The sequence below is a fragment of the Mesorhizobium sp. P2_F7 genome (assembly GCF_056403695.1).
Genome location: NZ_JBFUFA010000002.1, coordinates 354,671 through 380,485 on the forward strand (window position 1 = coordinate 354,671; position 25,815 = coordinate 380,485).

26 protein-coding genes and 2 pseudogenes are annotated in these 25,815 nt (G+C 62.6%); 18 read left to right on the forward strand and 10 right to left on the reverse strand.

Going from position 1 to position 25,815, the window contains the following annotated elements; all coding sequences use genetic code 11:
• Nucleotides 1-42 precede the first annotated feature (42 nt).
• The gene (locus AC1DZ8_RS07010; protein ID WP_477309990.1) at nt 43-345 is read left to right on the forward strand and encodes a hypothetical protein; all 303 of its coding nucleotides are present in this window, start codon (nt 43-45) and stop codon (nt 343-345) included.
• Here AC1DZ8_RS07010 and AC1DZ8_RS07015 read toward each other — a convergent pair whose 3' ends face one another.
• Nucleotides 346-1,227, reverse strand: a complete 882-nt coding sequence (locus AC1DZ8_RS07015) for a LysR family transcriptional regulator (RefSeq protein WP_477309991.1) — start codon at nt 1,225-1,227, stop codon at nt 346-348.
• Nucleotides 1,228-1,603: 376 nt separating this feature from the next.
• Here AC1DZ8_RS07015 and AC1DZ8_RS07020 point away from each other — a divergent pair, with 376 nt between their 5' ends.
• On the forward strand, nt 1,604-3,100 hold the full coding sequence (locus tag AC1DZ8_RS07020) for a CoA-acylating methylmalonate-semialdehyde dehydrogenase (protein ID WP_477309992.1): 1,497 nt from the start codon (nt 1,604-1,606) through the stop codon (nt 3,098-3,100).
• A gap of 149 nt (nt 3,101-3,249) precedes the next feature.
• Here AC1DZ8_RS07020 and AC1DZ8_RS07025 read toward each other — a convergent pair whose 3' ends face one another.
• On the reverse strand, nt 3,250-3,579 hold the full coding sequence (locus AC1DZ8_RS07025; protein ID WP_477309993.1) for a nuclear transport factor 2 family protein: 330 nt from the start codon (nt 3,577-3,579) through the stop codon (nt 3,250-3,252).
• A gap of 157 nt (nt 3,580-3,736) precedes the next feature.
• On the opposite strand from AC1DZ8_RS07025, the gene AC1DZ8_RS07030 reads away from it, so the two are divergent.
• Nucleotides 3,737-4,060, forward strand: a complete 324-nt coding sequence (locus tag AC1DZ8_RS07030; protein WP_477310004.1) for a winged helix-turn-helix transcriptional regulator — start codon at nt 3,737-3,739, stop codon at nt 4,058-4,060.
• Between the two features lie 222 nt (nt 4,061-4,282).
• Nucleotides 4,283-4,600, forward strand: coding sequence for a hypothetical protein (locus tag AC1DZ8_RS07035; RefSeq protein ID WP_477309994.1), 318 nt, complete (start codon nt 4,283-4,285; stop codon nt 4,598-4,600).
• An 8-nt stretch (nt 4,601-4,608) separates the two neighbouring features.
• Here the strand turns inward: AC1DZ8_RS07035 and AC1DZ8_RS07040 are convergent, their stop codons facing one another.
• On the reverse strand, nt 4,609-5,298 hold the full coding sequence (locus AC1DZ8_RS07040; RefSeq protein ID WP_477309996.1) for a GntR family transcriptional regulator: 690 nt from the start codon (nt 5,296-5,298) through the stop codon (nt 4,609-4,611).
• Between the two features lie 69 nt (nt 5,299-5,367).
• On the opposite strand from AC1DZ8_RS07040, the gene AC1DZ8_RS07045 reads away from it, so the two are divergent.
• From AC1DZ8_RS07045 to AC1DZ8_RS07055, 3 genes are all read left to right on the forward strand, one after another.
• A complete protein-coding gene (locus AC1DZ8_RS07045) occupies nt 5,368-6,261 on the forward strand; it encodes a dihydrodipicolinate synthase family protein (protein WP_477309998.1) in 894 nt (297 codons plus the stop codon).
• Between the two features lie 399 nt (nt 6,262-6,660).
• The gene (locus tag AC1DZ8_RS07050) at nt 6,661-7,842 is read left to right on the forward strand and encodes an NAD(P)/FAD-dependent oxidoreductase (RefSeq protein WP_477400586.1); all 1,182 of its coding nucleotides are present in this window, start codon (nt 6,661-6,663) and stop codon (nt 7,840-7,842) included.
• A gap of 14 nt (nt 7,843-7,856) precedes the next feature.
• A complete protein-coding gene (locus tag AC1DZ8_RS07055) occupies nt 7,857-8,858 on the forward strand; it encodes a 4-hydroxyproline epimerase (protein WP_477307226.1) in 1,002 nt (333 codons plus the stop codon).
• Here AC1DZ8_RS07055 and AC1DZ8_RS07060 read toward each other — a convergent pair.
• A complete protein-coding gene (locus AC1DZ8_RS07060) occupies nt 8,851-9,756 on the reverse strand; it encodes a LysR substrate-binding domain-containing protein (protein ID WP_477307224.1) in 906 nt (301 codons plus the stop codon). The genes AC1DZ8_RS07055 and AC1DZ8_RS07060 overlap by 8 nt on opposite strands.
• Nucleotides 9,757-9,869: 113 nt before the next feature.
• Here AC1DZ8_RS07060 and AC1DZ8_RS07065 point away from each other — a divergent pair, with 113 nt between their 5' ends.
• From AC1DZ8_RS07065 to AC1DZ8_RS07110, 10 genes and pseudogenes are all read left to right on the forward strand, one after another.
• Nucleotides 9,870-10,256: an ectoine synthase gene (locus AC1DZ8_RS07065; protein ID WP_477286527.1), complete on the forward strand. Its 387-nt coding sequence runs from the start codon at nt 9,870-9,872 to the stop codon at nt 10,254-10,256.
• Between the two features lie 446 nt (nt 10,257-10,702).
• Complete coding sequence (locus tag AC1DZ8_RS07070) at nt 10,703-11,605, forward strand: branched-chain amino acid ABC transporter permease (protein ID WP_477286529.1); 903 nt, start codon at nt 10,703-10,705, stop codon at nt 11,603-11,605.
• A gap of 88 nt (nt 11,606-11,693) precedes the next feature.
• Nucleotides 11,694-13,205, forward strand: a pseudogene (gene livM / locus AC1DZ8_RS07075) (high-affinity branched-chain amino acid ABC transporter permease LivM); the annotation flags it as partial.
• Nucleotides 13,205-14,308: pseudogene (locus tag AC1DZ8_RS07080) on the forward strand (ABC transporter ATP-binding protein); the annotation flags it as partial. The pseudogenes livM and AC1DZ8_RS07080, both read left to right, overlap by 1 nt.
• A 14-nt stretch (nt 14,309-14,322) precedes the next feature.
• Complete coding sequence (locus AC1DZ8_RS07085) at nt 14,323-15,051, forward strand: ABC transporter ATP-binding protein (RefSeq protein ID WP_142869801.1); 729 nt, start codon at nt 14,323-14,325, stop codon at nt 15,049-15,051.
• Between the two features lie 17 nt (nt 15,052-15,068).
• Nucleotides 15,069-15,416, forward strand: coding sequence for a DUF6867 family protein (locus AC1DZ8_RS07090; RefSeq protein ID WP_023668719.1), 348 nt, complete (start codon nt 15,069-15,071; stop codon nt 15,414-15,416).
• 137 nt (nt 15,417-15,553) lie between these two features.
• Nucleotides 15,554-16,675 carry a branched-chain amino acid ABC transporter substrate-binding protein gene (locus AC1DZ8_RS07095; protein WP_477307221.1) on the forward strand — a complete coding sequence of 374 codons (1,122 nt, stop codon included), beginning with the start codon at nt 15,554-15,556 and terminating at the stop codon, nt 16,673-16,675.
• Nucleotides 16,676-16,972: 297 nt separating this feature from the next.
• A complete protein-coding gene (pyc, locus tag AC1DZ8_RS07100) occupies nt 16,973-20,431 on the forward strand; it encodes a pyruvate carboxylase (protein ID WP_477307220.1) in 3,459 nt (1,152 codons plus the stop codon).
• 290 nt (nt 20,432-20,721) lie between these two features.
• A complete protein-coding gene (locus AC1DZ8_RS07105) occupies nt 20,722-20,982 on the forward strand; it encodes a DUF2312 domain-containing protein (protein WP_112393546.1) in 261 nt (86 codons plus the stop codon).
• A 93-nt stretch (nt 20,983-21,075) separates the two neighbouring features.
• Nucleotides 21,076-21,531, forward strand: coding sequence for a hypothetical protein (locus tag AC1DZ8_RS07110; protein ID WP_477307218.1), 456 nt, complete (start codon nt 21,076-21,078; stop codon nt 21,529-21,531).
• On the opposite strand, the gene AC1DZ8_RS07115 is transcribed toward AC1DZ8_RS07110, so the two are convergent.
• Nucleotides 21,528-22,037: an arsenate reductase ArsC gene (locus tag AC1DZ8_RS07115; protein WP_477307216.1), complete on the reverse strand. Its 510-nt coding sequence runs from the start codon at nt 22,035-22,037 to the stop codon at nt 21,528-21,530. The two genes, AC1DZ8_RS07110 and AC1DZ8_RS07115, sit on opposite strands and share 4 nt — an antisense overlap.
• Nucleotides 22,037-22,183, reverse strand: a complete 147-nt coding sequence (locus AC1DZ8_RS07120; RefSeq protein ID WP_477307215.1) for a hypothetical protein — start codon at nt 22,181-22,183, stop codon at nt 22,037-22,039. Before AC1DZ8_RS07120 ends, AC1DZ8_RS07115 begins: the two co-directional genes overlap by 1 nt.
• Before the next feature lie 50 nt (nt 22,184-22,233).
• Between AC1DZ8_RS07120 and AC1DZ8_RS07125 the strand changes: the two genes are divergently transcribed.
• Complete coding sequence (locus tag AC1DZ8_RS07125; RefSeq protein WP_477307213.1) at nt 22,234-22,572, forward strand: hypothetical protein; 339 nt, start codon at nt 22,234-22,236, stop codon at nt 22,570-22,572.
• Nucleotides 22,573-22,640: 68 nt separating this feature from the next.
• Here AC1DZ8_RS07125 and msrB read toward each other — a convergent pair whose 3' ends face one another.
• The 4 genes from msrB to AC1DZ8_RS07145 all read right to left on the reverse strand — a co-directional run bounded on the left by msrB (nt 22,641) and on the right by AC1DZ8_RS07145 (nt 25,714).
• Nucleotides 22,641-23,045 carry a peptide-methionine (R)-S-oxide reductase MsrB gene (gene msrB / locus AC1DZ8_RS07130; RefSeq protein WP_142869739.1) on the reverse strand — a complete coding sequence of 135 codons (405 nt, stop codon included), beginning with the start codon at nt 23,043-23,045 and terminating at the stop codon, nt 22,641-22,643.
• Between the two features lie 103 nt (nt 23,046-23,148).
• Nucleotides 23,149-24,339, reverse strand: a complete 1,191-nt coding sequence (locus AC1DZ8_RS07135; RefSeq protein ID WP_477307210.1) for a vWA domain-containing protein — start codon at nt 24,337-24,339, stop codon at nt 23,149-23,151.
• A gap of 7 nt (nt 24,340-24,346) precedes the next feature.
• Complete coding sequence (locus tag AC1DZ8_RS07140; RefSeq protein ID WP_477307209.1) at nt 24,347-24,793, reverse strand: N-acetyltransferase family protein; 447 nt, start codon at nt 24,791-24,793, stop codon at nt 24,347-24,349.
• Nucleotides 24,794-24,850: 57 nt separating this feature from the next.
• Nucleotides 24,851-25,714 (reverse strand): LysR family transcriptional regulator, encoded by an 864-nt coding sequence (locus AC1DZ8_RS07145; RefSeq protein ID WP_477307207.1) that lies wholly within the window; start codon nt 25,712-25,714, stop codon nt 24,851-24,853.
• Nucleotides 25,715-25,815: the final 101 nt, after the last annotated feature.

Below are 25,815 nucleotides of genomic sequence, written 5' to 3' on the forward strand. Positions count from 1 at the left end.
GGCTCGCCCGCCGATCCGCGTAAGTTAATCCAGGACTGGTCGATGAACGACTGGAAATGGATGATAGGCAGGTCATACAGCACGGCTGAATTCACCAACGACAAACTTGCGCAGTTTCCGGACGGCTATCCCGTGCGCCTTGCGGATGTGGACTTCACAGTTAGTTACGAGGGCATCAACCTGTACGGCCACTCGAGGTTTGCGTTTTCGGCAAGGGGCGCTCGCTATGGTTATGTCAACTGTAGCGTGATGGGAGAGAGCGTAGAGCAGGTGGCGCAGCTATGGGCGCCGCTGGCGGCTGACGCCGAGAAGGTGGTGAGTTCATTCATTCTTGACGAGCCGTGATCACACGAACAGCCCGCGCTCCCGCTCCACCGCCTTGGTGATGAAATTGGCGACGATCTGCACGCGGCGCAGCGGCCGGACCGATTCGTGATAGACCAGCCAGTAGGCGCGGCGGATCGGCGCAACGATGTCGACGGGGATCAGCTCCGGCATCGAGCGGGCGACGAAAGTGTGCAGGATGCCGATGCCGGCGCCTGAACGCACCGCTTCGGCCTGGCCAAGCGCTGAGGAAATGGCAAAGCTGGTGCGCCAGTCCGGGCTGAACTCGGCGGCATAGTCGAGCGACGGGCTTACGATGAGGTCCGGCACATAACCGATCAATGTATGCTGGCTAAGTTCGGCTGAGGTCCCCGGCAGGCCATGCGCCTCGACATAGCCGCGCGAGGCAAACAGGCCGAGCGTGTAGTCGACCAGCTTTCCCGCCACCAGCCTGCCTTCGCTCGGCCGCTCGACGGTGATGGCGATATCGGCCTCGCGCCGCGACAGCGAGAAGGAACGCGGCACCGGCACCAGCTGTATCGTCAGTTCGCGGTGCAGCGCCGTCAGCGCGCCGAGACGCGTGGCGAGGAAGGCGACGCCGAACCCGTCTGGCGCGCCGATGCGCACCGTGCCGGAAATATCGTCGCCTTCGCCGGACACGGTCGAGCGCGCGGCGATCATGTCGCCCTCCATGCGCTCGGCAATGTCGAGAAAGCGCTCGCCGGCCGGTGTCAGTTCGCTGCCGGTGGTAAGCCGACGAAACAGTTTTGTCCGCAGCGCATCCTCGAGCGCGACGATACGACGCGAGACAGTGGCGTGGTTCAGCTCGAGACGTTTGGCGGCACCGAGGATCTGGCCAGCGCGGGCCACGGCGAGGAAGATGCGGACATCATCCCAGTTCATGGGGGTGGTCCTGCCGGTTAAGAAGCGTCGCGTTCCCGCCCACCCCCCTCTGGCCTGCCGGCCATCTCCCCCGCAAGGGGGGAGAGTGGCAGCTCCGCCTGCGGGATCTCTTTTGCTGCGTTGAAGATTTATGAAGGCGACAGCCACATCTGATCTCCCCCCTTGCGGGGGAGATGTCCGGCAGGACAGAGGGGGGTGTGAAGGAACTCAACCCGTAGTCCTTAGTGGATATTTTGTGACACGCTCCATTTGCGGCAATTAATGCACACCTGCCACTCGTTGTCTATTTCCTGCACAACGGTTGCGTTCTCCCTCGCGTTGCCTTCGCGCCTGCAAAGGCGTTGAATGCACCATCACAAACTCAGGGAGAGAAATCATGATCGAATACGGTCATTTCATCGGCGGCAAACATGTCGCCGGGACCAGCGGGCGCAAGCAGGACGTGATGCAGCCGATGGACGGCTCGGTGCGCGGTACCGTGGCGCTGGCTTCGCCGGCGGAACTGCGCGCAGCGGTCGAGAACGCCAAGGAAGCACAGCCGAAATGGGCCGCCACCAACCCGCAGCGGCGCGTGCGCGTTTTGATGAAATTCCTCGAACTGGTCGCCCGCGACTATGACGAACTGGCCGACATACTGGCGCGCGAGCATGGCAAGACCATCGCCGACGCCAAGGGCGACATCCAGCGCGGCCTCGAAGTGGTCGAAGTCTGCATCGGCGCGCCGCACATGATGAAGGGCGAATTCACCGATGGCGCCGGCCCCGGCATCGATGTCTATTCGATGCGCCAGCCGCTCGGCGTCGTCGCCGGCATCACCCCGTTCAATTTCCCGGCGATGATCCCGCTGTGGAAGATCGCGCCGGCAATCGCTTGCGGCAACGCCTTCATCCTGAAGCCTTCCGAGCGTGACCCGGGCGTGCCGATGCGCATCGCCGAACTGTTCATCGAGGCTGGCCTGCCGGCCGGCATCCTCAACGTCGTCAATGGCGACAAGGACGTCGTCGACGCCATCCTCGACGATGCCGACATCAAGGCCATTGGCTTCGTCGGCTCGACGCCGATCGCCCATTACATCTATTCACGCGGCACGGCAGCCGGCAAGCGCGTGCAGTGCTTCGGCGGCGCCAAGAACCACATGATCATCATGCCCGATGCCGACATGGACCAGACGGTCGATGCGCTGATCGGCGCCGGCTACGGCTCGGCCGGCGAGCGCTGCATGGCGATCTCGGTGGCGGTTCCGGTCGGCAACGACACCGCCAACCGGCTGATGGAAAAGCTGATCCCGCGTGTCGAAAGCCTCAAGGTCGGCCCGTCGACCGATTCCTCCGCCGATTTCGGCCCGCTGGTGACGCGCCAGGCGCTGGAGCGGGTCAAGGGCTATGTCGACATCGGCGTCAGGGAAGGCGCCAAGCTGGTCGTCGACGGCCGCGGCTTCTCCATGCAGGGCTACGAGGACGGCTACTATATGGGTGGCTGCCTCTTCGACAACGTCACCGCAGACATGCGCATCTACAAGGAAGAGATTTTTGGACCGGTGCTCTCGGTGGTGCGCGCGCCGACCTATGAGAACGCCATCAAGTTCGCCAACGACCACGAAATGGGCAATGGCGTCGCCATCTTCACCCGCGACGGCGATGCCGCGCGTGACTTCGCGTCCCGCGTCCAGGTCGGCATGGTCGGCGTCAACGTGCCGATCCCGGTTCCGATCGCCTACTACACGTTCGGCGGCTGGAAGGCGTCGTCCTTCGGCGACCTCAACCAGCACGGCCCGGACGCGTTCCGCTTCTACACCAAGACCAAGACGGTGACGTCGCGCTGGCCGTCCGGCATCAAGGATGGTGCCGAATTCGTCATCCCGACGATGAACTAACCGGACGGTCTTCTTGCTTGCGCGTCCTCGCCTTCGGCTGCGGGCGCGGGCAGGCATCAAGGATGGTGCCGAATTCGTCATCCCGACGATGAACTGATCTCGACAGAAAACTCAAAAAGGGGCGCGGCTTTTGTTGCGTCCCTTTTGCTTTATGCACCGATCTCAAGCCCTTTAATCCGGTCGCCGGCCACGGTGAAGTTGTAGTGGAGCGTCGCCGGGCTGCCCGGAAAGTTCCCTGAGACCAGGCCGGCGACCAGCCACGCGTTGCCGTTGACCTTCGCGTCGGTGACGTCAACCGTGACCCGGTATTTGCGTGTCGTTGCGTCCATCCAGTCGCGGATGGCGGCTGACCCCTGATGGATTTCGCCTTCATCGCGGACGGTTGCGTCCGATGCGAAGGGGGTAAGCATTGCATCGATGTCGTGCCGGTTCTTGGCAGCAAAATAATTCGCCAGCGGCTGGGGAAGTTTCACGGTCATGGTCTCGTCTCCGGTTCCGGTTGTCGCCCGCCGGCTTGACGTCGGCGGTGCTTGTTCGGTCCCTAAAGTGAGATATGCTGCGGAAATGACAAGAACCGACGAAAAAGTAAGGTACTTACCTGAAAGTAAGGCTGGGCCTGAAAGCAAGGTCGCGCCGCTGACGCCCTCATCCGCTGCGACCGGCGTCGAGAATGTGCTGCGCATCCTCGAAGGCCGCTGGAAACTGGTGATCCTGTTTCACCTGTTCGGCGGCAAGGTGCTGCGCTTCTCCGACCTCGAACGGGCGATCCCGGCGATCTCGCAGAAAATGCTGATCCAGCAGCTGCGGCAGATGGAGGCCGACGGCATCGTGCGCCGTATCGTGCATCATCAGGTGCCGCCGAAGGTCGAATATTGCCTGACCGATTGGGGCCAGTCGCTGTGCCCGGCGCTCGACGCCTTGCTGAAATGGGCGGCACTTCGCGAACCGGCGAAAGTCTGACGCCGATCGTTGTCGTGCAACGCGCAGCAAGCCCCGAAATGGTGCTTGTTTTCGGATGGTGGCCTCACCATATCGATTCAAGGGAATGATAAAATTCCCTGACGACAGACCGGAAAACCAGAAGGAGTGACGTGATGAAGACGTCGAACCCGGCCTGGAGCGTTTCGGTATATTGAGGCTGCCCCATGTGCCTCCCTTTGCCGGAACGCCAAGGCGAAGGAGGTGCCCTATGGCACACAAATTTCGTTTCGATGGATCAGGATAGCCGTGATCGGCGCCGCGCTGGCGCTGTCGACGCTATCGGCGCAGGCGCAATTTATCTGCGGTGGCCACAGCGACCTCGTCGCGGGGCTGGCGCAGGCCTTTCAACAAAAGCAGATCGGCTACGGTGTGGTCGGCGAGGCCGCCATTGTCGAGATCTATGTTTCGGCAAATGGGACCTGGTCGATGCTGGTGACCGACGTTCAGGGCCGAAGCTGCATCTTCGCGACCGGTGACGGATGGGAGAATACCGCCATCGCCACCGCGCAAGGGATTTGATCGCCCGTTCAGCGCGTCGCCGCCGTCTCGGCATGGCCGCGCAGCAGTGCCATCAGGCGCTTGGCGTCCTTCGCGGCGGCCTCCTCGTCGCCGTCCAGGATCGAGCGGATCAGCGCGACGTGGTGCTCGGCGGATTCGGCGAGGCCGGTGTCGGCCTTGTAGCGGAACCAGAAGCGACGGCTGTGGGTCTGCAGGGGTGCTGCAAGGCGTGCCGCAAACGGGTTGTCGGCAGCGAGCGCCAGGGCTTCGTCGAGGGCCTTGTCGGCCTGGATGAAGGCCAGCACATTACCGGAGATGACCGCCTTCTGCATGGCAAGTGCTGCCTCGTGAAACAGGTCCGCAGCCTCGCGGGTGACGAAGCGGGCGGCCGAACGGGCCAGCACCACCTCGACGCCGCGCCTGGCGTCGAGCACGCGCAGCCAGTCGCCGGGATGCAGCGGCGCTATGGCGATGCCGGCGCGCGGCCTGATGTCGAGCAGGCCTTCCCAAGCCAGGCGCTGGATCGCCTCGCGCACGGGCGTGCGGCCAAGGCCGAGCCTTTCAATCAGGGCGCCCTCGGTGACAAAGCTCGACGGCGCCAGTTCCAGCGTCACGATCATATGCTCGAGCGCGCGATAGGCCTTGGTGGCAGCCGGCTCCGGGAATGCTGTCTCGGTGGATATCAAAGGTCTGCTCCTGATATATTTTAGATATATCATAGCAGATTCCGCATTGACAGTGGAATTCCTACCAGATATACGGCTGATATATCAGATGGAGAGATGACCATGTGGACCGGAGTTTTCCCCGCCGTCACGACCAAATTCACTGCCGACGACCGGCTCGACCATGCCGAGATGGAGCGTTGCTTCGCCTTGCAGATGGAGGCCGGCTGCGACGGCATAATCGTCTGCGGCTCGCTCGGCGAAGGGCCGATGCTGTCGCATGACGAAAAGATCGAGGTGCTGAAGACGGCGCAGAAGGTCGCCGGCAACAAGCCGGTGCTGCTGACGGTCAACGAGGCCGGCACCCGCGAGGCGGCGAGCATTGCCAAGCGCGCCGCCAAGGAAGGTGCCAACGGACTGATGGTGGTGCCGAGCCCGATCTACCACACCAATCCGGAAGAGACGGTCGCTGCCTTGCGCGCCGTCGCCCAGGCCGGCGACCTGCCGGTGATGATCTACTCCAACCGGCTCGCGTACCGTGTCGACGTCACCGTCGACCAGATGGAGGAGCTGGCCGCCGACAAGCGCTTCGTCGCGATCAAGGAATCCTCCGACGACATCCGCCGTTCGACCGAGATCATCAACCGCTTCGGCGACCGCTACGACCTCTTCACCGGCGTCGACAATCTCGCCTTTGAGGCGCTGTCGGTCGGCGCTATCGGCTGGGTGGCGGGTCTGGTTGTCGCCTTCCCGCGCGAGACCGTCGCCATCTACCAGCTGATGAAGCAGGGCCGTCGCGATGAGGCGCTTTCGATCTACCGCTGGTTCCGGCCGCTGCTCGATCTCGATGTCTCGACCTATCTGGTACAAAACATCAAGCTTGCCGAAGTGCTCGCCATCAACACAAATGACCGCGTGCGCATGCCGCGCCAGCCTCTGTCGGGCGAGCGCCGCAAGGCGGTTGAGAAGATCGTCAAGGACGCATTGGCGGTACGGCCGAAGCTGCCGGCGTTCTGAGAGCTTTCTTCTCCCCGTTCACGGCAGGGGAATCGCATATGCGGAACAAAGATGGAATCTCGCGACGTTTGTTCTCGACGCGATTCCGATTTGTTCGCCGTTCGATTCCTCGAAAGAGTCCATATGCGATTGCCCTGCCGTTCACGGGGAGAAGATGGCGGCAGCTAGATGAGGGGCAACGCCGGCGTGCAAGGAAATTCCAAATCGGCAGAAGCGGGGCGCCGCCCCGCCCCTCGGGCACCGCAGCCCTTCGCTGGCGCTCCGGGCGTTCGTCGTTCGGAAAGCCAAGCAATTGGCTTTTCGTCCGCTGCGCGGACCACTCCTCACCCCCGTGAACGGGGAGAAGGGGAAGACATCGCCATTGTCGGTGGCGGCATTGTCGGCATCTGTGCCGCCGCCATGCTGGCCGAGGCCGGGCGCAGCGTCACGGTCTTCGACCGCACCGGCATCTGCGAGGAAACCAGTTCCGGCAATGCCGCCGCCTTCGCCTTCTCCGACGTGCTGCCGATGGCGCATAAGGGCATGATGCGGCAATTGCCGAAATGGCTTGCCGATCCGCTCGGACCGCTCAGCATCCCGCCAGCCTATCTTCCGAAGCTGTTGCCCTGGCTGTTCCGCTTCTGGCGCGCCGGCGCGCCGAAGCATTACGAGGCGAGCCTCACTGCGCAGGCCGGCATGATGAAGCTCGCCGAAGCCGAATGGATGGGGCTGCTCGATCGGTCCGGCGCGCGGCCGATGCTGCACGAAGACGGCTCGCTCGAGCTCTACGAAAGCGAGGCAGAATTCCAGGCGGGGCTATCGGGCTGGGCGGCGCGCGCGCGATTCGACATCGGCTTTCGCCATGTCGAAGGCGACGAACTGGCGCGGCTGCAGCCCGGCCTGTCGCCGCGCTTCATCAAGGGCACGTTCGTGCCGGGATGGAAGACGGTTGCCGACCCGAAACTGCTCGGCAAGGCGGTGTGGGCCTATGCCGAGGGGCTGGGCGCGCGCTTGGAGAAAGCACGCGTCGAGCGCCTCGCGAGCAATGATGACGGCGCGACGCTGACGCTGGCCGATGGCACGGTTCGGCAGGCGAGACAGCTCGTCGTCGCCGCCGGTGCGTGGTCGCATCTGCTGGCGGTGCAGTTGGGCGACCGCATCCCGCTGGAAACCGAACGCGGCTACAACACGACGCTGCCGACGGGCGCGTTCGACGTGAAGCGGCAACTGATCTTTTCCGGACACGGCTTCGTCATCACGCCGCTCGAAACCGGGTTGCGTGTCGGCGGCGCTGTTGAACTTGGTGGTCTCAACAGGCCGCCGAATTTTGCGCGCTCGAAGGCGATGCTGGAAAAAGCCAAGCAATTCCTGCCGGGACTGGACGCGTCAGGTGGCCGCGAGTGGATGGGCTATCGCCCGTCGCTGCCGGATTCGCTGCCCGTCATCGGCACGGCGCGCACTACGCCCAACGTCGTCTATGCCTTCGGCCATGGCCATCTCGGCCTGACCCAGGCAGCGGCCAGCGGCCGCTTGATCCGCGATCTCGTTCTCGGGCAGAGTTTGCCGATCGATCTTGCCCCCTTCAGCCCGCAACGGTTTTGAGTTCGAGGAAAATCATGGCCAAGAAATCCTTCTTCTGCATCGACGGCCATACCTGCGGCAATCCGGTGCGACTGGTCGCCGGCGGCGGTCCCTTGCTCGAGGGGTCGACGATGATGGAACGGCGGGCGCATTTCCTGGCCGAATATGACTGGATCCGCACCGGATTGATGTTCGAACCGCGCGGCCACGATGTGATGTCGGGCTCGATCCTTTATCCGCCGACGCGCGAGGATTGCGACATCGCCATCCTGTTCATCGAGACGTCCGGCTGCCTGCCGATGTGCGGCCACGGCACGATCGGCACGGTGACGATGGCGATCGAGCATGGGCTGATCAAGCCGAAGACGCCGGGCGTGCTCAGGCTCGACACGCCGGCTGGGCTTGTCATTGCCGAATACAAACAGGTTGGCGACTATGTCGAGGAGGTGCGCATTACCAATGTGCCGTCCTTCCTTTATGCCGAAGGGCTGACGGTGGAGTGCCCGCAGCTTGGCGAAATCACCGTCGATGTCGCCTATGGCGGCAATTTCTACGCCATTGTCGAACCGCAGGCGAATTACCGCGACATGGCTGACCATTCTGCCGGCGATTTCATCGCCTGGAGCCCGGTGGTGCGGCAGCGGCTCAACGAGAAGTATTCGTTCGTGCATCCGGAAAATCCAGGGATAAATCGGCTGTCGCACATGTTGTGGACCGGCAAGCCGACGGTGGCGGGCGCGGATGCGCGCAACGCTGTCTTCTATGGCGACAAGGCGATCGACCGCTCACCTTGCGGCACCGGCACCTCGGCGCGCATGGCGCAGCTTCATGCCAAGGGCGAGCTCAAGGCAGGCGACAGCTTCGTCCACGAATCGATCATCGGTTCGCTGTTCAAGGGCAAGGTGGAGAAGGATGTCAGCGTTGCGGGCAAGCCGGCCATCATTCCTTCGATCGGCGGCTGGGCGCGGATGACTGGCTTGAACACCATCTTCATCGACGACCGCGACCCGTTCGCGTATGGTTTTGTGGTCAAGTGATACCGGTGGGCTCCGGCCCGTTGGTATCGACCGCGACCTCCCGACGAAACCAGTCCGCGAAGGTGAGTGCTGCAGGTGAGGCATCCGCCGCCATGGTCAGGAAATAACCCTTGTCGCGGTTGGTCGAGATATCCGACAGGACAACGAGGTCGCCCCGCTTCAACTCGTCGCGGAAAACATCGACCGGACACAGCGCCACGCCGTGGCCGGCAATGACAGCTGTCGCCAGAATGTTGAAGTCGGCAAAGACGGGTCCGTTGCCGACATCGACCTTGGCCAGTCCGGCCTCGGCAAACCATTCGCCCCAGCCCTGACGGTTCTCGTCATGCAGCAAGTCGGCGCCGGCGATCCCGGCAGGGGTCCTGAGATGCTCCCTGCCGGCCAGGTAATAGGGGCTGCACACCGGCCGGTTGAGGCGCGAAAACAGTTTCAGGCTGGTGACGCCGGGCGTCGGGTCGGCGCCGAGCGTGATCAGCACGTCATTGTCGCCATCGCCAAGCCTGTCCTCGGCCTTGGCGTAGGCGACGCGCATGCCGATGGCGGGATGGCTGGCGGTGAAGGCCGGCAGGCGGGGCACCAGCCAGCGGCTGGCGATGGACGGGATGCAGCCGACAGAAATCGTCGCCGCGGCGGCATTGCGCCGGATCCGCCGGCAGGTGGCGCCGAGTTCGGCAAGGGCAGCGTTAGCCGACGCCTGCAGGATCACGCCGGCATCGGTCAGCCTTACCTTGCGCGCATCGCGATGGAAGAGAGACACGCCCAGCCACTCCTCCAAGCGCCTTATCTGGTGGCTGATCGCGGGATGGGTCACATGCAGCTCGTCGGCGGCAGCGGAAAAGCTCAGGCGGCGGGAGGCTGCCTCGAAGGCGCGGATGGCATTCAGCGGAATGTAGTCCATCTGTAAGATTTACTAACATGACCGGTGAGAAGCAATCATTTGAAGGTCGATGCGTTCTGCGGCAATTTTGAGCCAGATAACTGACTTCCGTCCACAACACAGAGAAAGCAATCATGTTCACCAGACAATTGGCTGATGTAGAAAAATCTGACTTCTTCGTGAATTGGGGCAATGGCACCAGCCACCGGCTGCTGACCCAACAGGACGGCATGGGCTTTACCGTCTGCCACACTGTGGTGCGCGCAGGCAGCGAATCGCGCCTTCACTATCGGCGACATTTCGAGGCCTGCTATTGCATCGCCGGCGCCGGCGAGGTCGAGGACATGTCCGGTGCTGTGCATCGCATCGAGCCGGGCACGATCTATGTGCTCAATGAGCATGACGAGCACTATCTGCGGGCCGACGCCGCAGGCGACATGATCCTGGTCAGCGTCTTCAATCCGCCCTTGAAAGGCACGGAGCGGCATGCGCTGAGCGAGGATGGTGGGTCCGCCTACTGATCAAAGACCGGCAGCCGCGTCCAGGCCCGGCGGTCGGGCCGGGAAGCTCGGCTTCAACACAGCCTCCACTGGCCATTGCGGTCCGCCCGGCGCGACTTTGTGGCCAAGTAGCAAGAATCTTGCCTCTGCGGAAAGGAATGTGGCTAAAAAACGAAGCCTCTCAGAAACGCAACGAATCGTCTCATCACCTAATTTTGACGGCGATTTCTTCGAAATGAGGCGCATTGACCGGCTGAATCGTCAAAGACATTGCGTTATGCCAATGATAGGGTCCGCGATAGTCCAGGGGTCGGGAGCAAAAAAACGGGCAATCGGAAGGCGTGCCGGCAAAACACGCACGACGTTTGAAAAATCACGTTGCAATCCGGGCTCGAAACTTTACGACTAGGGGAAATACGAAAAGGAATGCGTCTGCATGGGCGACATTCCAGGGGAGCCATGTACACATGCAGTACTTTGTCCAGCAGCTTATCAATGGGCTGACGCTGGGATCGATCTATGGGCTGATCGCAATCGGCTACACGATGGTCTACGGCATCATCGGCATGATCAACTTCGCCCACGGCGACATTTTCATGGTCGGGGCATTCGCCGCCCTCGTCGTCTTCCTCATCCTCGGCTCCTTGTTCTATTCGGTGCCGGTCGTCCTGGCGCTGCTGATCATGATGATCGTGGCGATGCTGCTCACCAGCCTCTACAACTGGACGATCGAGAAGGTGGCCTACCGGCCGCTGCGCGGTTCGTTCCGGCTGGCGCCGCTGATCACCGCCATCGGCATGTCGATCGCGCTGTCGAACTTCATCCAGGTGACGCAGGGTCCGCGCAACAAGCCGATCCCGCCGATGGTCAGCCAGGTCTACAACATCAACGGCATCAGCATATCGCTGAAGCAGATCATCATCGTCATCGTCACCGCGCTGCTGCTCGCGCTGTTCTGGTACCTGGTCAACAGGACCTCGCTTGGCCGCGCCCAGCGCGCCTGCGAACAGGATCGCAAGATGGCTGCACTTCTCGGCGTCGATGTCGACCGTACGATCTCGATCACCTTCATCATGGGCGCTGCCCTTGCGGCCGTCGCCGGCACGCTGTTCCTGATGTATTACGGCGTCATCGCCTTCTCCGACGGCTTCGTGCCGGGCGTCAAGGCCTTCACCGCGGCCGTTCTCGGCGGCATCGGATCTCTCCCGGGCGCCGTGCTTGGCGGGCTGCTGATCGGCTTCATCGAGAGCATGTGGTCGGCCTATTTCTCGATCGACTACAAGGACGTCGCGGCGTTCTCCATCCTGGCGATCGTGCTGATCTTCCTGCCTTCCGGCATTTTGGGCCGGCCAGAAGTCGAAAAGGTCTGAGACAATGGCGGTTACCGTATCCTCGGAGCGCGACACCGTCGCCTCCCCCGTGCAGCGCGCATTGCGTGAGGCGCTCTATGCCGGCGCCATCTCGCTAGGCCTGTTCGTTCTGTTCATCGGCCTGAAGACCGACCAGAACATCAGCAACCAGCTGATCCTGGTGACGCGCTGGTGGCTGCTCATCACCGTGGTCGTGCTGACCATGCTTGGCCGCTTCTTCTACATCGCCTATGGCCAGCCCTTCATGGCCAATCAGAAGATCGCCAATGTCGCCACCGGCCTGTTGCCGGCCAGTGTGGCGTCGCGCTTCTTCATGCTTCCGGCCTTCATCGTCGCTATCGTGCTGGCGGGGGTGCTGTTCGTGTTCGGCGGCGCCTTGCCGGGGCTGCTGGGCGATGGTCTGGCCGGCTATCTGCAGTTCCTGCGCGCGCTGGCCGTCATCTATGCACTGGCCTGTGTGATCTTTTACTTCCGCGCCTACATCCATGACAATTTCACCAAGCTCGGGATCACCGCATTGGTGCTCTATCCGATCCTGGTCGTCGGCGTGTTGACGCTGATGTCGTGGTCATTTGTCGGCGGGCTGCAGGGCTCGCTGAAGTGGATCGACAATTTCGGCATCCAGATTCTGATCTATGTGATGCTGGCCTGGGGGCTGAACATCGTCGTCGGCCTCGCCGGCCTGCTCGATCTCGGCTACGTCGCCTTCTATGCGGTCGGCGCCTATGCCTATGCGCTGCTCGGCTCGCACTATGGCCTGTCCTTCTGGATCCTGCTGCCTGCAGCCGGCGCCATGGCCGCCTTCTGGGGCGTGATGCTCGGCTTTCCGGTGCTTCGGCTGCGCGGCGACTACCTGGCGATCGTCACTCTGGCCTTCGGCGAAATCATCCGCCTGGTGCTGATCAACTGGCGTGAAGTCACCAACGGCTCGGCCGGCATATCCGGTATTCCGAAGGTCACCTTCTTCGGCCTGATGACGTTCAATTCGGCGGACCCGAACTATATCGGCAAGGTGCTGCACATCGCCCAGTCGAGCGCCTACTACAAGATTTTCCTCTACTATCTGATCCTGGCGTTGGCGCTGCTCACCGCCTTCGTCACGATCCGGCTCAGGCGCATGCCCGTCGGCCGCGCCTGGGAGGCGCTGCGCGAGGACGAGATCGCCTGCCGTTCGCTCGGCATCAACACCACCACCACCAAGCTCACCGCCTTTGCCACCGGCGCCATGTTCGGCGGTTTTGCCGGCGCCTTCTTCGCCGCACGGCAAGGGTTCGTCAGCCCTGAATCCTTCGTCTTCCTGGAATCGGCGATCATCCTGGCCATCGTCGTGCTCGGTGGCATGGGCTCGCTGGTCGGCATTGCGGTCGCCGCAATGGTGATGATCGGCGGCACCGAGGCGTTGCGCGAGCTCGACTTCCTCAAGCAGGTCTTCGGCAAGGACTTCACGCCGGAGCTTTACCGCATGCTTCTGTTCGGCATGGCCATGGTCATCGTCATGCTTTGGAAGCCGCGCGGCTTCGTCGGCAGTCGTGAACCGACAGCCTTCCTCAAGGAGCGAAGAGCGGTCTCCAGTTCCTTCACCAAGGAAGGACACGGCTGATGAATGCGAGTTCGATTCAGAAGGCCAATTCGGGCATGAAAGACGCCATCCTCCAGGTCGAGCATCTGTCGATGAAGTTCGGCGGCCTGGTCGCCATCGGCGACCTGTCCTTCCAGGCCAAGCGTGGCGAGATCACCGCGCTGATCGGGCCCAACGGCGCCGGCAAGACCACCGTCTTCAACTGCATCACCGGCTTCTACAAGCCGTCGGAAGGCATGATCACGCTCAACGGTGCCGACGGCTCGACCTTCCTGCTCGAACGGTTGCCTAACCACGAGATCCCGGCGCGCGCCAAGGTGGCGCGTACCTTCCAGAACATTCGCCTATTCTCCGGCATGACGCTGTTGGAGAACCTCCTGGTTGCCCAGCACAACAAGCTGATGAAGGCATCGGGCTATACGATCCTGGGCCTGTTCGGGATCGGCGGCTACCGCAGGGCCTCGGCCGAATCGGTGGAGCTTGCCAAGCACTGGCTGGAGAAGGCCGATCTTGTCGATCGCGCCGACGATCCGGCCGGCGATTTGCCCTATGGCGCGCAGCGGCGCCTTGAGATCGCGCGCGCCATGTGCACGGGCCCTGAGCTTCTGTGTCTCGACGAGCCGGCGGCCGGTCTCAATCCGAAGGAATCGGCAGCGCTCAATTCGCTGCTGATGGACATCAAGAGCAGCACCTCGATCCTGCTGATCGAGCACGACATGTCGGTGGTCATGCAGATCTCCGACCATGTCGTTGTGCTCGAATATGGCCGCAAGATTTCCGACGGCAGCCCGCAATCGGTGCGCACCGACCCACGCGTCATCGCCGCCTATCTCGGCGTCGACGACGAGGAGGTCGAGACGGTGCTGACCGAGGTCGGCGATGAAGACGTCATCGAGCAGTTGGACATAGGGCCTGATACGGCGCACGGACCAGGCTCGTCTTCGTCCTATCTCGCCGGCCCGGTGAGCGACACGATCGGCCACAGCGAGGGCGAGCGGGTCACGGTGTCGAAGGGCGCCTCGAAGGCAGCTCAATTCGATGCAAAGGCCAACGTCGCGCCGAGAAAACCGACCGAGCGGGCCACGGCCAAGCCCGCCGGGAAATCCCCGACATCCAAGCCGCGCGGAGGGCGTAAATGATGGCCGAGACAACGCTGCTCGACATCAAGGGCGTCGAGACCTACTACGGCAACATCAAGGCGCTGAACGGCGTCGATGTTCACGTCAACCAGGGCGAGATCGTCGCGTTGATCGGCGCCAACGGCGCCGGCAAGTCGACGCTGATGATGACCATCTTCGGGGCGCCGCGGGCCCGTTCCGGCACCATCACTTTCGCCGGCACCGACATCACCCAGATGCCGACGCACGAGATCGCGCGCATGCGCATCGCGCAGTCGCCCGAAGGCAGGCGCATTTTCCCGCGCATGACGGTGATGGAAAACCTGCAGATGGGCGCCGGTCTCGACAACCTCAAGCACTATGACGAGGATGCCGAGAAGGTGTTCACGCTGTTCCCGCGTCTCAAGGAGCGCATCGCCCAGCGCGGCGGCACGCTGTCGGGCGGCGAGCAGCAGATGCTGTCGATCGGACGCGCGCTGATGGCGCGGCCGAAGCTGCTCCTGCTCGACGAGCCGTCGCTGGGCCTGGCGCCGCTGATCGTCAAGCAGATCTTCGACGCCATCCGCGAGTTGAACCGCACGCAAGGGCTGACCGTGTTCCTGGTCGAGCAGAACGCCTTCGGCGCGCTCAAGCTCGCCACGCGCGGCTATGTCATGGTCAACGGCAACGTGACCATGAGCGGCACCGGCAAGGAATTGCTCGCCAATCCCGAAGTGCGCGCGGCCTATCTCGAAGGCGGCCATCACTGATTTCAGGAGTCTTCACCATGCAAGGCATTCTTCACGAGGAACCTTCCATCTGGCAGTTCTTCTTCGTCACCTGTCTGCTCGGCGGCTGGGCGGCATGGATGACCGGCAAGGCCAGCGCCCAGACATGGCGCAGCCTGCCGGCGCTGTTCGCCTACCTGCTGGGGCTCGGCATCGGCATCAGGTTCATCCATCATGCCCTGTTCGGCGGTACGATGTTTTCGCTGCAATACTATGTGGTGGACACAATCGTGCTCATGATATTGGGGTTTGTCGGCTATCAATACACGCGCACCAACCAGATGGTGACGCAGTATAATTGGCTTTACGAACGTGCTTCGATCTTAAGCTGGAAACCGAAAGGCTGACGTTCATCATTAACGCCGTTCCGGGGATGAATCGGCGTGACAAGGGCCTGAAAATCGGCAAAGTACGCTTTCTGCGATAAGGGTGGGCATCGCATGAAAGTATCATCCACGCCCACCTCGTAAATGGGAGCGTTTAAATGAAGAAATCACTTTTGTCCGCCGTTGCCCTGACCGCGCTTGTCGCGTTCGGCGGTAACGCATGGGCTGATGTCCTCGTCGGCGTCGCCGGTCCGATCACCGGCCCGAATGCGGCCTTCGGTGCGCAGCTGCAGAAGGGTGCGGAAGCGGCTGTCGCCGACATCAACGCAGCAGGCGGCATGAATGGCGAGCAGATCAAGCTCGAAGTCGGCGACGACGTCTCCGATCCGAAGCAGGGCATCTCGGTCGCCAACAAGTTCGTTGGCGACGGCGTCAAATTCGTGGTCGGCCACTTCAACTCGGGCGTCTCGATCCCGGTGTCGCAGGAAGTCTATGTCGACAACAACATCGTCGAAGTGACCCCGGCTGCGACCAATCCGAAATTCACCGAGCGCGGCCTGTGGAACGTGTTCCGCACCTGCGGACGCGATGACCAGCAGGGCGGCATTGCCGGCGCCTATATTGCGGCCAACTTCAAGGACGCCAAGGTTGCCGTCATCCACGACAAGACCCCCTACGGTCAGGGCCTTGCCGACGAGACCAAGAAGACAATGAACGCAGCCGGCCTGACAGAAGTCATGTACGAAGGCGTCAATGTCGGCGACAAGGACTTCTCGGCGCTGATCGCCAAGATGAAGGACGCCGGCGTCACCCTGATCTACTGGGGCGGCCTGCACACCGAAGCCGGCCTGATCATCCGCCAGTCGGCTGACCAGGGCCTCAAGGCAACCCTGATGTCGGGCGACGGCATCGTTACCGACGAGCTGGCTGCGATCGCGGGCGACGCGGTTATCGGCACGCTCAACACCTTCGGTCCGGATCCGCGCCTGATCCCCGAGAACAAGGCACTGGTCGAGAAGTTCCGCGCCCAGGGCTTTGAACCGGAAGCCTACACGCTCTACGCCTACGCTGCCATGCAGGTGATCGCGGAGGCCGCTGCCGTGGCCAAGACGAACGACCCGGTGGAAGTGGCCAAGGCGCTGCATGAGAAGGGTCCGTTCAAGACCGTTCTGGGCGACCTCGCATATGACGAGAAGGGCGATCCGAAGCTCCCGGGCTACATCATGTACGAGTGGAAGAAGGGTCCGGACGGCAAGATCACCTGGCTGCCGAAAGGCTGATCGGATAACGCAATCCCTACGAAATGCCCGGCGCTTGCGCCGGGCATTTTTCTTTTGCCCAGCCGGAGCAGGGACGGAGCGATTGCGTTGGCTAAAAAACAACCGTTAGCCGGAAGCGGATTGTGCGCGGGATGACAATTCGCGTCACTTGGCGACGCCATTCGCACGCAGTCTTTCGCTTTGCGGTGCTAGAATCCATTTAAATCGGTTTAATTGTCCCCCGATTTTGGTTGCACTGCAGCATTTTCGCGTTAATCATTGCTGAGCCCCCATCCCTCCCGTCCGGAGCCTTCTTCCTTGGCCATCACGAAGATCCTCGTCGCCAACCGGTCCGAAATTGCCATCCGCGTCTTTCGCGCGGCCAACGAGCTCGGCCTCAAAACCGTGGCGATCTGGGCCGAGGAGGACAAATATTCGCTGCATCGGTTCAAGGCCGATGAAAGCTATCAGGTCGGGCGCGGGCCGCATCTCAACAAGGACATGGGGCCGATCGAAAGCTATCTGTCGATCGAGGAAGTGATCCGCGTCGCCAGGCTGTCCGGCGCCGACGCAATCCATCCGGGCTATGGCCTTCTATCGGAAAGCCCCGAATTCGCCGAAGCCTGCGGCGAGGCCGGCATTACCTTCATCGGGCCGAAGCCCGACACGATGCGCCGGCTCGGCAACAAGGTCGCCGCGCGCAATCTCGCCATCGAGGTCGGCGTGCCGGTGATTCCGGCGACGGACCCGCTGCCGGACGACGGCGAGGCGATCAAAAAGCTTGCTGCCGAGGTTGGCTATCCCATCATGCTCAAGGCGTCGTGGGGTGGTGGCGGGCGCGGAATGCGCGCGATCCGCTCGGAAGCCGACCTGCTGCGCGAGGTGACCGAAGGCAAACGCGAGGCCAAGGCCGCCTTCGGCAAGGACGAGGTCTATCTCGAAAAGCTGATCGAGCGTGCCCGCCATGTCGAGGTCCAGGTGCTCGGCGACACCCACGGCAACGCGGTGCATCTGTTCGAGCGCGACTGTTCGATCCAGCGCCGCAACCAGAAGGTCGTCGAACGGGCGCCGGCGCCTTACCTCAGTGAGGCGTTGCGCCAGGAGCTTTGCGGCTATGCGCTCAAGATCGCGCGCGAGACCAGCTATATCGGCGCCGGCACCGTGGAATTTCTGCAGGACGCCGATACCGGCAAATTCTACTTCATCGAGGTCAATCCACGCATCCAGGTCGAGCACACCGTTACCGAGCAGGTAACCGGCATCGACATCGTCAAGGCGCAGATCCACATCCTGGACGGCTTTGCCATCGGCACGCCGGAATCGGGCGTACCGGCGCAGAAGGACATCAGGCTGAACGGCCACGCGCTGCAGTGCCGCATCACCACCGAGGATCCGGAGCACAATTTCATTCCGGATTACGGCCGCATCACCGCCTATCGCGGCGCCACCGGCTTCGGCATCCGGCTCGACGGCGGCACCGCCTATTCGGGCGCTGTCATCACCCGCTTCTACGATCCGCTGCTGGAGAAGGTGACGGCGTGGGCGCCGACGCCGGCCGAGACAATCGCCCGCATGAACCGGGCGCTGCGCGAGTTCCGCATCCGCGGCGTCGCCACCAACCTCACCTTCCTCGAAGCGATCATCAACCACCCGAGCTTCGCCGACAATTCCTATACGACCAAGTTTATCGACACGACGCCGGAGCTGTTCCAGCAGGTCAAGCGCCAGGACCGCGCCACCAAGCTGCTCAACTACCTGGCCGACGTGTCGGTCAACGGTCATCCGGAAACCCGCGGACGCCCCATGCCGAAGGCCGATGCGGCAGCACCCGTCGTGCCCTATCTCAACGGCAATGTGCCTGATGGCAGCAAGCAGAAACTGGACGTGCTCGGCCCACAGAAGTTCGCTGCTTGGATGCGCGAGCGAAAAGAGGTGCTGGTCACCGACACGACGATGCGCGACGGCCATCAGTCGCTGCTCGCCACCCGCATGCGCACGCATGACATCGCCAGTATCGCCGGCACATACGCTCGGGCCTTGCCGCAGCTCCTGTCACTTGAATGCTGGGGCGGCGCCACTTTCGACGTCGCCATGCGCTTCCTTACCGAGGATCCGTGGGAGCGGCTGTCGCTGGTGCGCGAAGCAGCACCCAACCTTTTGCTGCAGATGCTTCTGCGCGGCGCCAATGGCGTCGGCTACACCAACTACCCCGACAATGTCGTGCAGCATTTCGTCAAACAGGCAGCGGCCGGTGGCGTCGATCTGTTCCGTGTCTTCGACTGCCTGAACTGGGTCGATAACATGCGAGTCGCCATGGACGCGGTCGGCGCCGAAGGCAAGCTGGTCGAAGCGGCGATCTGCTACACCGGCGACATCCTCGATCCGGCGCGCGCCAAATACGACCTCAAATATTATGTCGGGCTGGCCAAGGAATTGCAGGCGGCCGGCGCCCACATCATCGCCGTCAAGGACATGGCCGGACTGTTGAAGCCGGCTGCGGCACGCGTGCTGTTCAAGGCGCTGCGCGAGGCAACCGACCTGCCGATCCATTTCCACACCCACGACACGTCGGGTCTATCGGCGGCGACGGTGCTGGCGGCGGTGGAGAGCGGCGTCGACGCCATCGACGCGGCGATGGACTCTCTCTCCGGCAACACTTCGCAGCCGTGCCTGGGCTCGATCGTCGAGGCGCTGAAGGGCACCGAGCGCGATCCCGGCCTCGACCCGCAATGGATCCGCAACATCTCGTTCTATTGGGAAGCGGTGCGCAACCAGTATGCCGCTTTCGAAAGCGACCTCAAAGGACCGGCCTCGGAGGTCTACCTGCACGAGATGCCGGGCGGCCAGTTCACCAACCTCAAGGAGCAGGCGCGCTCGCTCGGGCTGGAAACGCGCTGGCACGAGGTGGCGCAGACCTATCACGACGTCAACCTGATGTTCGGCGACATCGTCAAGGTGACGCCGTCGTCCAAGGTCGTCGGCGACATGGCGCTGATGATGGTCAGCCAGGACCTAACCGTCGCCGATGTCGAGAACCCCAGTAAGGACATCGCCTTCCCGGACTCGGTCGTCTCGATGCTGCGCGGCGATCTCGGCCAGTCGCCGGGCGGTTGGCCGGAAGCTCTGCAAAAAAAGGTGCTGAAGGGCGACAAGCCGATCACGGTGCGGCCGGGCTCGCTGTTGAAGCCGGCCGATCTCAAGGCCAGCCGCAAGGAGATCGAGGAGAAGCTGGAGCGCAAGCTTAGCGACAACGAATTCGCCTCGTGGCTGATGTATCCAAAGGTGTTTTCCGACTTCGCCGCGGCGCAGGAGACCTATGGCCCGGTCAGCGTGCTGCCGACGCCGACTTATTTCTACGGCATGAAGTCGGAAGACGAGATCTTCGTCGACATCGAAAAAGGCAAGACGCTGGTGGTACGGTGCCTTGCGATCGGCGATGTCGACGAGAAGGGCATGGTCACGGTGTTCTTCGAACTCAACGGCCAGCCGCGAAGGGTGAAGGTTCCGGACCGGGCGCATGGTGCGTCCGCCGCAAAGGCGAGACGCAAGGCCGAGCCCGGCAACGAGGCGCATGTCGGCGCGCCGATGCCGGGCGTGGTCTCTGCGCTTGCGGTTGCCGCCGGCCAGGCGGTCAAGGCCGGCGATGTGCTGTTGTCGATCGAAGCAATGAAGATGGAGACGGCGCTGCATGCCGAACGCGACGGCACGGTGGCCGAAGTGTTGGTCAAGGCCGGCGACCAGATCGACGCGAAGGATCTGTTGATCGCCTTCACCTGAGGCGTATTGATATTCAGGTGAGGCCGGCCTGCAAACAGCGGCTTCCTGCGCTTCCGGTGCTCACGTACGAAAAGTACGCTCCGCTCCGGTTCTCGGAAGCCACAGTTTTCGGCTCGGCCTGACCTGAATCTCAACACGCCTTAAGGCGTGTCATTATGAAGGGGACGGTTGGCAGCAGCCGTCCACGAAGCATCGATAATGGCTTGACCCGCCGCGCCCGCTCGGGCATCGAACCCGCTCCAATTTTGCCGCGTCAGAATCGCGGTGCTAGAAGGTAGCGGAGAAAAAACATGGCCGACGACATTACAGATACCAGCCAGACTGTTGCCGCCGGCCAGTTGCGCGCCTTCATCGAGCGCATCGAGCGGCTCGAGGAAGAAAAGAAGACCATCGCCGACGACATCAAGGAAGTGTTCGCCGAGGCCAAGGGCACCGGCTTCGACACCAAGGCGATGCGGTCGATCATCCGGCTGCGCAAGAAGGATCAGGCCGAGCGGCAGGAAGAGGACGCCATCCTCGATCTGTATATGGCCGCCCTCGGCATGGTGTAAGAGACCGTATGGAAATTCGACTCCGGCGGTCATCGCCGGAGCCAATTTCGAACAGTCTCGGGCCGGGCATGATGCTGGAACGGGCATCGAACCATGAGCGAATTCGACTTCGGCGCCCGCCGCGCCTCTGAATTCCGCCAACGCAGCTTCTGGGCGCTGTTCGCCGAACGGCATCCGGAGGAACGCGCATCCATGGCGCGGCGCGGACCCTGGTTCTGGCAGCGCGGGCTGCCGGACTTCGCCCTGGTCCTGTCCATGTATGTCGCGCCGGCGCAGAACCATGTCGGCGTCTTCTTCGGCCGCAACGAGAAGTTCGGCGCCACTGAAGCCTGGTCGCGGTTGAAGCCGTTCCAGCCGGCGATCGAAGACAGGCTGAAGCTCAGGCCGGAACAGAGCTGCGAAGGTCTCGGCATCAACTCGATATGGCAGGTGAACTGCTTTGCCGAGGACAACTGGCCGGCCATGGCCGACTGGCTGGTGACGGAATGCTCGCGCTTCGAGCGCGCCGTCACTGAGGTGCTGGGACAGGCTGAGGGCGCCTGGCGCTAATTCGGTTTCGGCGCGTCGTGGCCGATCTCGTCCAGATGCTGCTGCAACGCCATGTGGTCCAGCGCGTCCATCGGCAGGTTGGTGAACAGCGAGATGCGGTTGTTGAGCATGCGATAGGCGTCGGCGAAGGCCAGATGCATTTCGGCGTCGGTGCCTTGTGCCTTGGCCGGATCCGGTATCGCCCACAGCGCGGTCATCGGGTGACCGGGCCAGACCGGACAGGATTCGTTGGCCGTGCTGTCGCAGACGGTGAAGACGAAATCCATCTCCGGCGCGTCGGGCTTTGCGAACTCGTCCCAGCCTTTCGAGCGGGCGAAGCCGGTGTCGTAGTTGAGGCTCTCAAGCAGCTGCAGCGCGTAGGGATTGACGGTGCCCTTCGGCTGGGACCCGGCGGAGAAGGCCTTGAACTTCTCGGCGCCAACGCGGTTTAGAATGGCTTCGCCCATGATCGAGCGCGCTGAATTGGCGTTGCATAAGAACAAGACATTGTAGCTTTTGTCGCTCATCAAAGACCTCCCTGGCAGGCGACCTCGGGACGAAGGAACGGCACGGTCAGCAAATTAGCTTTGCTGCGGATGCCGGCAAGGGGCCATCCGGAAAGATTTTGCGATTGTTTGACGGCGATCGCCAAGCCATATGCTTCTACGATCATCGTGCGCGCCTGCCGCGTTCGGGATCGCTCAGAATGAAAGAGTTGAGCCTATGCCAGGACCGGCGGGGAGCGAAGACGGCAAGATGGGCGGAACGGCCGGCTTCTTCCGCTCGCGCTGGCACGGTGCCGTGCCGCTCGATCGTCTGTTCTGGCGCGACATGGTTGTTGTCGGCACCGCGATCAACGTCGCGTCGTCGGTGGTTGCACTCATCCTGCTTGGGCTGAAGCTGCCGCTGGCAGTGGTGCTGGCCGTGCATTTCGCGCCGGTGCCCTACAACATCTTCCTGACGCTGGCCGTCTGGCGAATTGCGGAAAAGGCCGGCGGCGCCAAGGCCTCGCTGATGATGCTCGGTTCCGCGCTATGGCTGATCCTGGTGGTCGTTGTCTGAAACGCCGGCCGGGCACAAAATAGGGCGGCCGGAGCCGCCCTTGCAAGAAATGATGACCGGGTTGCGGATCAGGCCGCCGGCTCGAATTTCAGCGCCACGCCGTTGATGCAGTAGCGCAGGCCGGTCGGCGGCGGGCCGTCGTCGAAGACATGGCCGAGATGGCTGCCGCAGCGCGAGCAGTGGCATTCGGTGCGGACCATGCCGTAGCTGCGGTCGACGGTGTTCTCGACCGAGCCGGGCACCGGGTCGTTGAAGCTCGGCCAGCCGGTGCCGCTCTCGAACTTCAGCTTGGATTCGAACAGCGGCTGGTCGCAGCCGACGCAGGAAAACGTGCCGGCGCGCTTTTCATAGAGCAGGGCACAGCTTCCGGGACGCTCGGTGCCGTGGCCACGCATGACGGCATATTGCTCCGGCGTCAGCCGGGCACGCCATTCGGCGTCGGTGCGGGTAACGGGGTAGGTGTGGGTGTCCATTTGATCTCCTCAGCCTTGGCGGCTTGTTGTTGGTTGCAGCCAGTATTCGCACGAAGATAGGGGTTTGTTACAGGTTCGACCAGCGTAGAGGCGTGTTTGGGGCTCAATGCTTGCGGGAGAGCTGCTTGGTCGCGGCTTCGAGCCCGGCCAGCGTGAGCGGGAACATGCGGCCGCCGAAGATATCGCGGATCATGGCGATCGAATGGGTGAAGCCCCAATTCTTCGCGTTTTCGGGGTTCAGCCAGACCGCATTCGGCCATTGCTGCAGCATCCGTCCGAGCCAGACGGCGCCGGCTTCCGGGTTCCAGTGTTCGACCGAGCCGCCGGGATGGGCAATCTCGTAAGGACTCATCGAGGCGTCGCCGACCACGATCACCTTGTAGTCCGGGCCGTATTTGTGAAGCAGGTCGAAGGTCGAAATCGTCTCGGCATGCCTGCGGCGATTGTCCTTCCACACGCCTTCGTAGAGGCAGTTGTGGAAGTAGAAATATTCGAGCTGGCGGAACTCGGCGCGGGCGGCCGAAAACAGCTCCTCGACGCTCTTGATGTGGTCGTCCATCGAGCCGCCGACATCGAAGAACATCAACAGCTTCACGGCGTTTCGCCGCTCAGGCCGCGTCTGGACGTCGAGATAGCCGTGCTCGGCAGTGGCGTGGATGGTGCCGGGGAGGTCGAACTCTTCCTCCGCGCCTTCGCGCACCCAGCGGCGCAGGCGCTTCAGCGCCACCTTGATGTTGCGGGTGCCGAGTTCGACCGCATCGTCGAAATTTTTGAACTCGCGCTTGTCCCAGACTTTTACCGCACGGCGGTTGCGGCTTTCATGCTGGCCGATGCGTACGCCTTCGGGATTGTAGCCATAGGCGCCGAACGGTGAGGTGCCGCCGGTGCCGATCCATTTCGAGCCGCCCTGATGGCGGCCCTTCTGTTCCTCAAGCCGCTGCTTCAGCGTCTCCATGAGCTTGTCGAAACCGCCGAGCGCCTCGACCAGTTTCTTCTCTTCCTCGGTCAGGTGCTTTTCGGCGAGACGGCGCAGCCATTCCTCAGGGATGTTGGCGACATCGACGCCATCGGGGCCGGTGAGCGCCTCGATCCCCTTGAAGACATGTGCAAACACCTGGTCGAAGCGGTCGATGTGGCGCTCGTCCTTCACCAAAGCGGCGCGAGCGAGGTAATAAAAACCCTCGACATCATAGTCGACCAGCCCGGCCTCCAGCCCCTCCAGCAGCGACAGATATTCCCGGAGCGAAACGGGAACCCGCGCGGCCTTCAGTTCGAGGAAGAAAGGGAGGAACATCGGCTATCTATAGCAGATCGTACTCGATGAAGCCCGTCCGGCGCGCCACGTGATCGTAGAGTTTGCGCGCCGTGGTGTTGGTTTCGTGGGTCATCCAGTAGACGTTCTTGACGCCGATCTTGCCGGCTTCCTGCTTGACCGCTTCGATCAACGCCGCACCGATGCCTTTGCCGCGCACATCAGGGTCGGCGAAAAGGTCCTGCAGGTAGCAGTTGTTTTTCTCCGACCAGCCGGAGCGGTGATAGAGATAGTGGGTCAGGCCCACCGCCTTGCCGTCGAGGGTGGCGATAAATCCCTTCGGCTCGAATTCGCCTGCCGTGAACAGCCGCTTCCAGGTGATGTCGTAGACCTCGTCCGGCAGCTTGGTTTCATAGAAGGTGAGGTAGGCAGTCCACAGCCGCCGCCAGTCGGCGTGGTCAGCCTGCGCCAAGGGACGCACGGTGATATCGGTCATTTCGCTTCCTCCAAAGCCTGATCCGTTGCGACGGAATCAGATCGAATACAGCTTCGCCTAAGCCGCTGCCGATTTGTACTCGCGAAATGCGGTCGCAAGCACATGCAGCGCCTCGCGTGCCCGCGGCGCCAGCGTGTGTGAATGCAGGACCACTTCGGACGGGTCAAGCGGCGGCAGGCCGAGCTTGCGGCCAACCTCGACCAGGCCGGGAGGAACGACGCGGTGGGCCAGCGCCGAAATGGCAAAGCCCGCCGACACCGCAATGTTGACGGCCGCGCCGCCGCCGCCGACGAAAGCCTCCTCCCAGGCTATGCCTGCCTTGTCCAGCGTCTCGACCGCTCGCACGCGATCCGGGCAGCTGCATATTGTGCTCAGAAGCGCCAGGCGCAGCGGCGTTCCGCGCTGCCATTCGAAGGAAGGGGTCGCGAACCAGCCATAGTGGTTGCGCGACAAGGTCCGGCCCGGACGGCTGTCGCCTTCGCGGTGTACGATGATCGCATCGAGTTCGCCGCGATCGAACGCTTCTTTGAGAATGGTGCTGGTGTCGATCCTCAAACTGAGCGTGAGCGATGGATCGTGCGCGTGGAGCTGGGCGATCAGGACGGAAAGCTCGGGGCCGGCGACATGATCGACAAAGCCGAGCGCGAGCCGGCAAGGTGCCTCGGCAAACTCGGCCATGGCGCGCTCATGCGCGGCCAGGAAATCGCGCGCGGAGGGCAGGAACACCGCGCCCTTTGCCGACAGGCTGACGCGGCGTGGCGTGCGTTCGATCAGACGCGCCCCGAGCTTTTCGTCGAGCCGGCGCAGCTTGACGCTGATCGTGGCCTGGGTGCTGCCGAGCGCTGCGGCGGCACGGGTGAAGCTCTGCAGGTCGGCCACCATCACGAAGGTGCGGACGGCATCGACATCGAGGCTGGTCATTTACAACCTTCCATTGGCAGCATGCCAATTTGTCATTTCTGATATAGCCAACCATAGCCTTTTTTCATGATCAGGTCTCCTCTATTTCAGGCTGATCGCGG

Coding starts and splice junctions, on each gene's coding strand:
- AC1DZ8_RS07010 (WP_477309990.1), top strand. CDS start 43: ATGAACGACTGGAAATGGATGATAGGCAGGTCATACAGCACGGCTGAA.
- AC1DZ8_RS07015 (WP_477309991.1), bottom strand. CDS start 1,227: ATGAACTGGGATGATGTCCGCATCTTCCTCGCCGTGGCCCGCGCTGGC.
- AC1DZ8_RS07020 (WP_477309992.1), top strand. CDS start 1,604: ATGATCGAATACGGTCATTTCATCGGCGGCAAACATGTCGCCGGGACC.
- AC1DZ8_RS07025 (WP_477309993.1), bottom strand. CDS start 3,579: ATGACCGTGAAACTTCCCCAGCCGCTGGCGAATTATTTTGCTGCCAAG.
- AC1DZ8_RS07040 (WP_477309996.1), bottom strand. CDS start 5,298: ATGATATATCTAAAATATATCAGGAGCAGACCTTTGATATCCACCGAG.
- AC1DZ8_RS07045 (WP_477309998.1), top strand. CDS start 5,368: ATGTGGACCGGAGTTTTCCCCGCCGTCACGACCAAATTCACTGCCGAC.
- AC1DZ8_RS07050 (WP_477400586.1), top strand. CDS start 6,661: ATGCTGGCCGAGGCCGGGCGCAGCGTCACGGTCTTCGACCGCACCGGC.
- AC1DZ8_RS07055 (WP_477307226.1), top strand. CDS start 7,857: ATGGCCAAGAAATCCTTCTTCTGCATCGACGGCCATACCTGCGGCAAT.
- AC1DZ8_RS07060 (WP_477307224.1), bottom strand. CDS start 9,756: ATGGACTACATTCCGCTGAATGCCATCCGCGCCTTCGAGGCAGCCTCC.
- AC1DZ8_RS07065 (WP_477286527.1), top strand. CDS start 9,870: ATGTTCACCAGACAATTGGCTGATGTAGAAAAATCTGACTTCTTCGTG.
- AC1DZ8_RS07070 (WP_477286529.1), top strand. CDS start 10,703: ATGCAGTACTTTGTCCAGCAGCTTATCAATGGGCTGACGCTGGGATCG.
- AC1DZ8_RS07085 (WP_142869801.1), top strand. CDS start 14,323: ATGGCCGAGACAACGCTGCTCGACATCAAGGGCGTCGAGACCTACTAC.
- AC1DZ8_RS07090 (WP_023668719.1), top strand. CDS start 15,069: ATGCAAGGCATTCTTCACGAGGAACCTTCCATCTGGCAGTTCTTCTTC.
- AC1DZ8_RS07095 (WP_477307221.1), top strand. CDS start 15,554: ATGAAGAAATCACTTTTGTCCGCCGTTGCCCTGACCGCGCTTGTCGCG.
- AC1DZ8_RS07105 (WP_112393546.1), top strand. CDS start 20,722: ATGGCCGACGACATTACAGATACCAGCCAGACTGTTGCCGCCGGCCAG.
- AC1DZ8_RS07110 (WP_477307218.1), top strand. CDS start 21,076: ATGAGCGAATTCGACTTCGGCGCCCGCCGCGCCTCTGAATTCCGCCAA.
- AC1DZ8_RS07115 (WP_477307216.1), bottom strand. CDS start 22,037: ATGAGCGACAAAAGCTACAATGTCTTGTTCTTATGCAACGCCAATTCA.
- AC1DZ8_RS07120 (WP_477307215.1), bottom strand. CDS start 22,183: ATGATCGTAGAAGCATATGGCTTGGCGATCGCCGTCAAACAATCGCAA.
- AC1DZ8_RS07125 (WP_477307213.1), top strand. CDS start 22,234: ATGCCAGGACCGGCGGGGAGCGAAGACGGCAAGATGGGCGGAACGGCC.
- msrB (WP_142869739.1), bottom strand. CDS start 23,045: ATGGACACCCACACCTACCCCGTTACCCGCACCGACGCCGAATGGCGT.
- AC1DZ8_RS07135 (WP_477307210.1), bottom strand. CDS start 24,339: ATGTTCCTCCCTTTCTTCCTCGAACTGAAGGCCGCGCGGGTTCCCGTT.
- AC1DZ8_RS07140 (WP_477307209.1), bottom strand. CDS start 24,793: ATGACCGATATCACCGTGCGTCCCTTGGCGCAGGCTGACCACGCCGAC.
- AC1DZ8_RS07145 (WP_477307207.1), bottom strand. CDS start 25,714: ATGACCAGCCTCGATGTCGATGCCGTCCGCACCTTCGTGATGGTGGCC.